A 450-nucleotide genomic window follows, 5' to 3' on the forward strand; every position below is an offset into this window, starting at 1 on the left:
ATTTCAATCATTCAATCTCATTTCACACTTATCTATTTTTGATAACGTTGCCTTACCACTTAAATATCGGGGCATTGGTAAAAAGGAACGTACCGAACAAGTTAACCAAATTTTAAACCTGTTCGATATTGATAACCGGAAAAATCATAAACCAATGCAACTCTCAGGCGGTCAACAACAACGAGTCGCCATCGCCAGAGCGATGGTATCTAACCCTGCATTGCTCTTGGCTGATGAGCCTACTGGCAATTTAGACAGTAAAAATGCCCGTTCTGTATTACAGCAATTAAAATATATAAACCAAAAAGGTACAACTATTATTATGGTTACACATTCAGATGAAGCTTCTGCATATGGCAACAGAATAATAAACATGAGAGATGGAATACTTACATAAACAAATAGGAATATACTATGGATAATATAATTCCGGTAAAATTTATTGATTGC

General features: G+C 35.1%; 1 protein-coding gene. It reads left to right on the top strand.

Annotated features, from left to right (window positions below; all coding sequences use genetic code 11):
* The coding region (locus V1952_RS22510) for an ATP-binding cassette domain-containing protein (protein WP_420075631.1) at nt 1-397 on the top strand (397 nt) is incomplete at its 5' end.
* Nucleotides 398-450: the final 53 nt, after the last annotated feature.

The sequence above is a fragment of the Yersinia sp. 2542 StPb PI genome (genome assembly GCF_048593855.1).
Taxonomy (GTDB): domain Bacteria; phylum Pseudomonadota; class Gammaproteobacteria; order Enterobacterales; family Enterobacteriaceae; genus Yersinia; species Yersinia enterocolitica_E.